Below are 10,569 nucleotides of genomic sequence, written 5' to 3' on the forward strand. Positions count from 1 at the left end.
ATCACAAACATATTCATGTATACACAGCAAAACACTAGATTGTATATTATATATAAATATTTTTTTAAAATTAAGTTGAATTTATAGATAATATATAAAGTGTGTATTAATAAATTGAATTATTGTTATTTTAATCATAAATATGTCTATAAAACAGTATTTTATCCTAAAGTATAGTTATTTAATAAACATAAGTTTTAAATTTTATTACATATTTAAGTGCATAATAATGTTACTAAATTGACAGTAAAAATAACAGGATTTACAATTAATATGTAATCATAATTTTGAGGAAGGATTATTATGCTAGGTAAAAATAACAATAAGGAAAGAATACGTAAAATGGAAATGCAGGCAAAGCAAGACCACTTTTCAATTCGTAAATTGACAATTGGTGCTGCTTCTGTCTTGCTCGGTTTTACATTTTTTGGCTTAAACAATCAAACAGTGAAAGCAGATACAGTTGATCCGGCAAATGAAGAAGTAAATTCTCAAAAAAATGAGAATGAAACAACTAAAACAGAACAAACTGGGGATACTGCAAAAACTGCAACTACAGAAAAGCAGTCAAGTCAAGATAATACAAAGCACGATTTAAGCACTTTTTCTGGCTTAAGTTCGTTTTTAAGAGATAGTGGCAGTGACTCAAAAGCTAGTCACAGTTTATCAACTGGTCAGAAAAAATCAGAAAAGACAACCTCTGAGCCAACAAATAGCTCGGAACAACAGTCTAGTCAGGATCAACCAGCCAATGATGTTTCATCTCCTAAAAAAGATACAACAAAGCCTGTTGATTCAACTGCTGTAGTAGATGAAGATTCAAATGCTGCTGAAAACACAGAAATAAATACTAGGGATGCTGGTGTAGCACAGGTCCATACCTTTAATGAACTTATAGCTGCATTTCAGAATGAATCTATATCAGAAATTGACGTCATGAACGATATTACTGACGGACCAGAGAATGGATCACAAGCATACTACTTCTATGGCAGGAAAATGCTGATTAAATCCGCCGGCAATGGTAATACCAGATTCAAGGTGGATTTGAAAGGTAACCACCTCCAATTAAATAGTGGAAGTACGCAGGATTTAGATATAATTTACGATAACCTTGATTTATGGAGTGCCGATATCTGGGGCGTCATCATGACTGATGATTACAACAAGGACGGGCATTTTTCAAAAATAAAGTTTAATAATGTTAATTTCCATGGTTCGCAAATGGTTCACTGTGGTAACAATACTAAAATTTACTTTACGGGAACTAACTATGGTGAAGTGACTCATACACCGTATCCAGGAATTACAATATCAAGTGGTGATGTTCAACAACTATTTGAATTTACAGGTTCAAACAACTCAATCGATTTTAGCGGGACTTTTACGGGTAAAACCGTTGGCGGTAACGTGATAGAAATGGCTGGGAGCAACAATGTTGTTAACATTGAAAAGAACGCTAAGGTGTCCCTTTCACCGCGGATCTATATTCCTAATAATAATTTAGGTTCCAATGCTGCTGAACATACTGGGCTACCTTTAGCTATCGCCATGTTAGGTAATAATGAAGCCGTCAATGTTGATGGTGAGTTAAATATTATAACTGGTAGCGATCACTATAATGGTACAAATGACAACGATCAATCCAGTGCAATCCTGATTAATGATGGCAACTCTGTTTTTAATATTAATAGTGATGCGAAAGTCAATATTACTACTAACGGTGATATAGCTAATAACTGGGGCAATAGAAACCTGATTTATGATGGTGGTAATTTTAACATTTTATCAGGAGGATCGTTAAACATTAATGGCTCAAATATGGGCGACTATTCTGGTACTTTAGTCCTAATTAGGGGTACGGCCAATATTGAAAACGGTGGTTTTAACATCATTCTAGGAACTCCAGGTCCAAATGGTAGATACGTAGATGGCGGTAATGGCCAAATACTTTTGGTAGATGTGCAAGGCGGGAAGTTATTTGTTAATAATCCTACCTCATTAATTTTGAATGTCCAGGGCAATACCAATCCTGCTACGAGTATTATCGGCACAATGCCGATTACCTTAACAAATGTGCGGCAGCAGTTTGATTTGAGCTCAACACAAACTGGGGTTGGTAAAGTAACATTGCCACCATTTCACGTTTTAACTGTTAGGAAAACTGACAATACAATTGCAGTTGATAATATTGAGTTGCTTAACGGGCAAGAAAAGCTAACTGCAGATAAATTAGCAGAAATTAAAGCACAGGCAGCTAAAGCTCATATTTCACTTGACAAATTGCCAGCTGATGTCCAAAATTCGTTAGCTGATGGTATTAAGAACGGTTGGACTTACGATCAAATCTTTTCGGATATTATTCAAAAAGCATTCAATAATAGCAGTAATTTTGGCTATAACAACATTAGTTTTATTCCGGCCAATCCAAGCGGCTTTTTGGATATTGATCCTGGTAAGGTCAAAATCACTAGAAATGATGATGGCTCACAAACAATTTCCGGTGAGCCAGGCAGTGTAATTAATTACAATTCTACTGTTGATGGTCCGGATTCAGATCCACAAAATTTGAAAAATCCGTTTAGTTTGATTTTGCCAGTTGCCACTAAAGCATATATTATAGCCAACTTAATTGATAGTATGGGTGTAAAAACTGCATGGACACCTAAGGATCAAAATGGTAAAAATATAATCGACAATCCATACGCACAAACAAAAGACACCACCAGAGATTCAAGCAACAGTTCTTTAAATCCTTTACCAACACAATTTGCAGCAATTGTAAATGATGACGGTTCGTTTAGTTTTACTATTCCAGCCGATCAAACGATCAGGTTTGATAAAGGCTACTCTATAGAATTAACTCCAAATGCTAACTTTGTTAGCTATGATCCATCTAGTGTAGCTATGGGACGTCGCCCAATAATTAAAAATTTGGATGTTCTAACTTTAGCAGATGCTCAAGAGCAAGCTGCAAAGGCAATTACTGATGCAATAAGTGATGCCAAAATTAACAGGCCTAATAATCTATCTGAAGCTCAAGTTAAAGACTTTAATGAACAGTTAGATAAAGTTGCGTCTGCTGCATCCAAAACAATTAATGCCGATAATGAAAAAACTTCGGTTTATGCTTCAAGTGCAAACACTTTAACCGAGGTTAACAATCGTAAGAATGCTGCCCTTGATGCAATTAAGAATATCGTAAGTCAGGCGCAAAATTCTTCAACTATCGAGTCGTCTCGCGATAGCGCAATAACGAATTTAAATAATGAAGCCACATTGCAGTCAAAGAGATTCCCTACAATGGTAGATGCAATTAATGCTGCACGTGATAAAGCTATAAATACTGTGAAAGCTTTTCAAACTGATAAAGGTATTTCAGAAGCAGAGAAGAATGGTATTAATGCGATTGATCAAGCAGCTTATGGCTATAAGGAGAGTATTGAAACTGATCTTAAACAAAAAATTGATCAAGTCTATGTCGATGCTTACAAGCTTTCAAGCGATCCTAACTTGAGTAAAGAAGAAAAGGACGAAGTAGTTAATTTACCTAAACGTCTGGCTCGCGCTCAGGCTATCGCTCAACCGGAAGGTGATATTGAAAGAGACCTTGACCAAGTATCAGTAGATGGGCACCAAAAAGAAGCTCAAGGTATAATTGATCAAGTTAACAAAACAATTCAGGCATTGAAAGACTTACAGGCTGTCGCTCAAGATGAAATTAACAACCATGCCGATAAGACTGCAGAAATAAGGGATTCTTATAATAAAGCAGTTCACAATATTATCACTGGTGATGATCCCGATGGTTCCAAGGGTAAGGAGTCTATTAAGGATATAAATGCTGACCAAGAAGCAAGTAAAATTAGTGCAGCAGCAGCTGCTGCCAAAAAGCGAGTACAAGATTCAGGCATTAGCTTAGATCAACAGACTCCTTTATTAGATGCAATTGATCAAGCAGCAGAAGTTGCAACAGCTAAACCAGGAAGTGCTAAGTATGATGAGCAAAAGTCAATTTATGGCACTTCTGATAACACTGCGATCCAACAAAGAGAAACAGCAGCACAAACTATTTTTGATCAAAATGCAGCAAAAGCTGAAATTATGGGATATGCAAATGCTAATGAAAATTCGCTAGGCATCCCTTCAAACTCTGATATCGAGAAAACAGTAGCTGATGGTTTGACCAATATTGATCAAGCCAGCGATTCTGCTGCTGTTTCAACAACCGAGGAGTCAACTAAGCGATCAATTTTAAGACAGGTTTCTAAGATTAAACTTGCTAAAGCTGAAAGCGATATCGAAACCCAACTGCGTAGCTTGCCTGGCTTGTCTGCAAATGATATTGACGATAGCGTGGCGGCTGCACAGAAACTGCTCAATAATTCAACAACTCCTCTTGGTTATAACCAGCGCATTGACCAAGCAGATAGTTTAACTGCAATTGATTCAGCGCGTAATGATGGTATTGCTGCCTTGAACAACTTACTGGTTGCAGCTAAAGCTAAAGGTGAGCGTAATAATTCCTTGGCTGATTCTATCAAGCAGATTAGACAAGAGCAAACTAATGCTGATAAACAAATTGACCAGACAAGCAATCTGACTGCTGAACAAAAGAAAGCATATCATGATCAAATCAGCAAGGTAGTTACTGACAGTATAGATACTTTAAACAAGGTCGATAGTTCTAAAATCGCTGAAACTGTAACTAACGCTAAAAACAGTATAGATAATATTGTTAGCGATGCCAAAGGTACGGCAAATAAGGAGGTAGAAGAAGCTAGAACCAATGCAACTCAAGATGTAGATACAGCTGTTAATGATGCAAAGGCTAAAATTGAAAGCATTGCTGATAATCAACTCAGTCCTTCAAATAAAAAGTATTATGAAGACCAAATTGATCAAGATGCCCAGGCTGCAAAGGCAAAAATTGCTTCGGCTCAAAATGTTTCTGATATTACTTCAGCCAAACAAGAGGGTCAAAACAATATTCTTAAAGATTTAGGCGCTGCCCAAATTACAGCTACTAAAGCGCAAGCAATTAATAAATTGCAACAGGCCAAAGCTAATGCTAAAGATGTTCTTGCAAATGCGCAAAAGAATGAACAGCTTGATCCGGCAACAGTACAAGCTAAACGAGATCAAATCGATGACGGTTATGATCAAGCAATCCAAGCTATTAATAATGACCATACAGTAACCGATATTAACACTGATGCGCAGAAGGGAATTGATGCTATTAATTCTGTTATTAATTCTCTTTCGCCTGATCTCGAGGCTCAGGCTTTAACGAAACAGCGTCAAGCTGCAATCGAAAAATTAAGAGATGCGCGCGATTCTGTAAATAGTCAGATTACTAATGATCCTAATTTGGGCGTAACAGAAAAGAACGACTACTATAACCAGATTACAAATGCCTTCAATCAAGCTCAAACTGCTATTCAAGGTGCAGGTAAAGATGATATAGATGCAGCATTAACTAAAGGCAAAAACGATTTAGCCAGCATTCAAACTGCAGCAAACTTGCAATCTGCAAAAGACCAAGCTTTAGCAGCCCTAATGGATGAGCGCAATAAAGTAAAAGAACAAATTGGCAATATGGACCAGATTACAAGTGCCAACAAAGCTGACTTGCGTGCCAAAGTAGATGCTACTTATGATATTGGCGTTACTGGTATCAATAATAAAAACACAACTACTAATGAGCAACTTAATGCTATCGTCCAGAATGGTAAGTCATTAATTGACAATGTGATTAGTGACATAAATGTTAATAAGATCCTTAATAAACAAAAGCTTGATGATTATGCTCAAAAAGCGATTGACCGAATCAATAATTCGTCAGATATCACTAACGATGCCAAGACAACAGCTATTAATAATATTACTTCTGCACGTGATAATGCAAAATCCGTAGTTGATTCTACAGCTGCAGTTTCTGATGCTAATACAGCTGAGAAAAATGGTGAATCTGCTATTGACGCTGCAGAAGCTGCAGGTAATGGTTTTAATACATCTAAAACTGATACAAAAAATAGTATTGCCAATGCTGCTACCAGTGCCAAGAATCGCTTAAATGACATTTATAGCAAATTGTCTGAAGACCAAAGAAATGAAGTAAAGAAACAATTTAATGATGCAATTAGTCAGCTTGAGTCAATCCCAACGGATGCAAATAGTAAAATTGACGCAGCCACAAATAAAGAACAACTAACTGGAATTTATCAAGATGCATTAAATAAAATTAATAACATTGAATCTGCTGCCAAGTTAGCTAGTGATAAAGTTGTTGCCACCGATTTGATTAAAAATACAGCATACGCGGCTCGAGCTAAACTAAATGATTCACGAGACCAAAATGCAGTTTTTGCAGTGGCTGATTTAGGCATTAAAGATATTGGCGCGGCTAATGATAGCGCTACAGTTGAGAAAATCAAAAATAATACCTTACAGGGAATTAGTAACGTAGTTACTAATGCAAGTAAGAGTGATGCTGACGATATCCGTAACCAAAGAGATCAAGCAATTAAAGAACTTGATAAAGCTCTTGGGAAAGGCTCAACTGATACCGGTGTTCTACCAGAAATAAATGGTTTAAGTGATTTAACCTCTGATCAGCTGGGTAAGTTTAAACAACAAGCACAAGATGCTTATAATCATGCTGTTGCAAACGTCAGTGGCGCTCTATCTGAAAATATTGATACAGAAAAGAATACCGGTCTAAGCAATATTTACCAGGCTTTGGCTGATGCTAAACTGCAGGCAGCTAAAAATAAGGCAAAATCTGCTTTAGATGATAAAGCCCAAACTTCAATTGATGGTGATGCTAAAGATAAATCTACAATTGAGAGCGAGCGGGATAAGGCCAAAGAGAATATTGATAAAGCTCAAAATCAAGATGATGTGCAAAAAGCTCAAAATGAGGGTAATAACGCGATTAATGCAATTGTTGATACAGCAAATGATGAAAAAATCACTAATGCTAAGACTTCTGCTAAAAATGATTTTGATAATTCAACTAATAAATTACAACAGCAAATTGATCAAGACTTAGCTGATAAGAAATTAGGTCAAGACCAATATAATGATTTGAAGAATAAAATTGATCAAATTCGGCAGTCTGGTGAAACCAGAATTAATTCTGCTACCACTCAGGATCAATTATCTGATGTTAAAGGTCAGAATAATGCTGATTTGGATAAAGTTAATAATGAAATTGTCAAGGCAGAATCTGTTAATAATGCCTTAACTAAATTGCAAGATGCAGTTAACAAGGCAAATGAAGCTGCAGATAAGATTGCCAAGGATAATCCTAATCTGGCGGATCAGATGAGAGAGCGTATTAAGTCAGAACGTGATAAAGCTGCCCAAAATGTTCAAGCTGCTCAAAACAATTCGACTGATGCAAATAGTGCAATGAATCAAGCAGCGCAAGCTGGTAATGATGCAATTACTGGCTTAACTCAGCGATTCGAAGAAAAGAACAAGCAAATTAATACTCTGAAAGAATATGCTGAAGCTGCTAAGGCAAAATTGCCAAGTTCAGGACTTGATCCAAACGAAATAAGCCAAAATGAAGCTGCAATAAGTGATGCAATGCAAAAAGCTGTTAGCGACTTATATGGTGCCGATGATAATGCAGACTTAGGTCAAGTTGAAAAAGCTGGTGAGGCCGCTATAGATCAAGCAGGTATTCCAGCCAATTTACTAAGTGAAAAGAATAAGCAAATTGCGGCTATTGATAAGTATGTCAAAGATAAGGGCAGTATTAGCCAAGTTGCCAGCGATTTAACTGATCAGCAAAAGGCTGACTTGCAAGATCAGCTTAATCAGTTAGTTCAAAAGACCAAGGATGAAATTAGTAAACTTGCTTTACCAAGCAGTCCGACAACAACAGATCTCGAAAATGCTAAACAAAAATTGCAAAACATTGAAAAGGGGCTCGATAGCGAGGGACACTCAATCAATTTAGGTGAAACTGGAATTGACCAGCTATACCAGACTGCCAAAGATAAAGAGAAAATATATCAAATTAAGCAAAATGCTATTAATAATCTTCTTGAGCAAAAAGCAGAAGCTGACAAAAAGCTTGAAGATTCTGGTTTAGTAAACTCCGATTTACAAAAGCAAAAGCAGAAGATTCAAGATATTTACGATCAAAGCAAGGCAAAGATTAACGCAGTTCCAACAACAGATAAGAATGGAAATGATCGTTCTACTGATGACATCAAAAAGGACGTTGATCAAATTGTCAACAATGCAACCCAAGGATATTCTGATAGCGATTCTGGCAGTCACGTTCCTGGATTTACTGATGTTGAAAAAGATACTGATCTTGCTGCTGCCAAAGCAAAGACAGAGGATATTTTACAAAGAAAATATTCAACAACTCACAATATTATTGGCTCATCTCAACTAACTGCTGCTCAAAAGAAAACATTAAACAAGATAGTTGATGATTTATATGCAACTGAAAAAGCAAGCATAGAGCAGCAAACTGATATCAATAAAATTCCGACTGATGAAAATCAAATTGGTACTAAGCTAACTGATACTTATCAAAATACTTCTGAATGGTTTGATTATAACCAAGCTAATGCCTTAAAGGGTGCTGGAAATGAAATAACAGGCCTGGAAGCTGGATACAATGGCTTAACTGAAGAACAAAAAGCAAATCCTGATTATCAAAGGAATATTCAAGCTATCCAGGATGCAATTGATGCAATTAAGCATTCAACAAATATTGGCTCTACAACCCAATCGTATAGCAAAGGAATCAATGCTTATAATGAGCTAATGGCCAAAGAACAAGTTAATGATATGTTTAATAAAGCAAAGGACACGCTTAACGATATAGATAGTCTACTTCCTCAGGATAGGGATCATTTCAAAAATAGACTTGATGGCATACACGGAAGTATCAATACTGTGCTTACTCAGGATGCTCAAGCTGATGCATCTTATGAAAATATTGCCAATCAGATGAACCATGATATTGACATGACAAGACAAGCAATTGATCAGTTAATGCAGCAAGCATTGTACACAGTTAAGAGTTCTGCCAATAGGGATATTGAGGCTGAGTACAAAGGTGCAGTTGCTCAGAATCAAAAATATTTTGGTGATTCTGCATGGATTTATGCAACTAACAGTGAGCATGACAAATATAAATATATCTCTGGTAATTCTTACGATGAAGTTTCGAATAATAGACTAACTGGAATACGGGAAATTGCCAAGGCTGCTGTTTCTGATGCTGCTACTAATGCTAAGAAGAAAATTGATAATAACAGGGTCAAACATGAAAACGGTGATAACTATACTGATGATGAAAAAGCTGCAATTAAGACTGAAATTGATCGTATTTTAGCTGATGCTCAAACGAAGATTAATCAAAATGATAATCTATCTGATATTGACGGCAAGCGTGACGATGGCATTGATGCGATTAATAAGGCCTCGTCAGATTCAACTGTCATTGATAAAATTATTAAAGATAGTGCCAACAGCAATAATAATGGCAATAATGATAATTCCAATGGTGGTGGAGACAATTCTAATTCCAATGGTAATGGCAGTGCTTCATCTATTCCTACTAACCCTGCTGACCCAGCTAAGCAACCAACTACTGATAAAGAAAATGGAACAAATGGAACTCCAAATGATTTAGGTGAAAGCACTAATGTGACTTTAATGCATAATGCCTATCTATATGATGATTCTGGAAAACGGGCTAACAAAGTTACACTTGGTGCCGGCTCAATTCTTTCAACTTACGGTACAGTTACTATTGCAGGTCGCGAATACTATGTACTAGTTGACACACATGATAATAATAAGAAGTATTATGTTGCTGCAACAAATGGTCAGGCCACTAAGCAAAAATTGACTCACAATGCGTATGTTTATAACCAGCTTGGCAAGCGAGTTAAGAAGACAGGAGTTTACAAGAGAGGTCAACTGCTTAATACATTCGGTGGAGTGGTAAAGATTCGCGGTAAAAGATACTTCACTATCGCGAAGAACCGCTATGTCAAAGCAGGAAATGTAAAATTAGTAACTGCTACGGGATCAGTGGGTGAAGAAGTTACTGCAGAAACTATTAATACTGCAGTTCAACCTGTTGAGACTACGACTAAGAAACTAATGCATAATGCTTATCTATATGATGAAAATGGCAAGCGTGCTAACAAGTTAATTATTAACTTGGGTTCAGAACTAGAAACAGTTGCTAAGAAGACTATTGGCAGCAAAATCTACTATGCTTTAGCAGATGGTTTGTTTGTGGATAGTGGCAACATTGACGCTAAGAGATTAAAGCTGAAACATAATGCTTATATATATAATAGGTATGGTCATCGTTTAGGTAAAAAAGTTTTGCGAAAACATAAGGCTGTTAAGACTTATGGCAATCCTATTAAAATTGGTCATAAGAAATTCTATGTAATAGCAAATGGTAAATATATAAAGAAGGCAAACTTTTAAACAGTTAATCTTTTAATACAGGCTAACTAATTGTTAAACCATAAAACACCTCAAATTTGTTTTAAATTTGAGGTGTTTTTGTGT

Annotated in this window: 1 protein-coding gene; it reads left to right on the top strand. The window is 36.3% G+C overall.

Translation table 11 applies throughout. From position 1 onward, the window contains the following. The first annotated feature begins 303 nt into the window (after nucleotides 1-303). Nucleotides 304-10,485, top strand: a complete 10,182-nt coding sequence (locus tag DKL58_RS04075; protein WP_109586198.1) for an SLAP domain-containing protein — start codon at nucleotides 304-306, stop codon at nucleotides 10,483-10,485. The last annotated feature ends 84 nt before the right edge of the window (nucleotides 10,486-10,569 follow it).

The sequence above is a fragment of the Lactobacillus kullabergensis genome (assembly GCF_003151025.1).
Classification (GTDB): Bacteria; Bacillota; Bacilli; order Lactobacillales; family Lactobacillaceae; genus Lactobacillus; species Lactobacillus kullabergensis.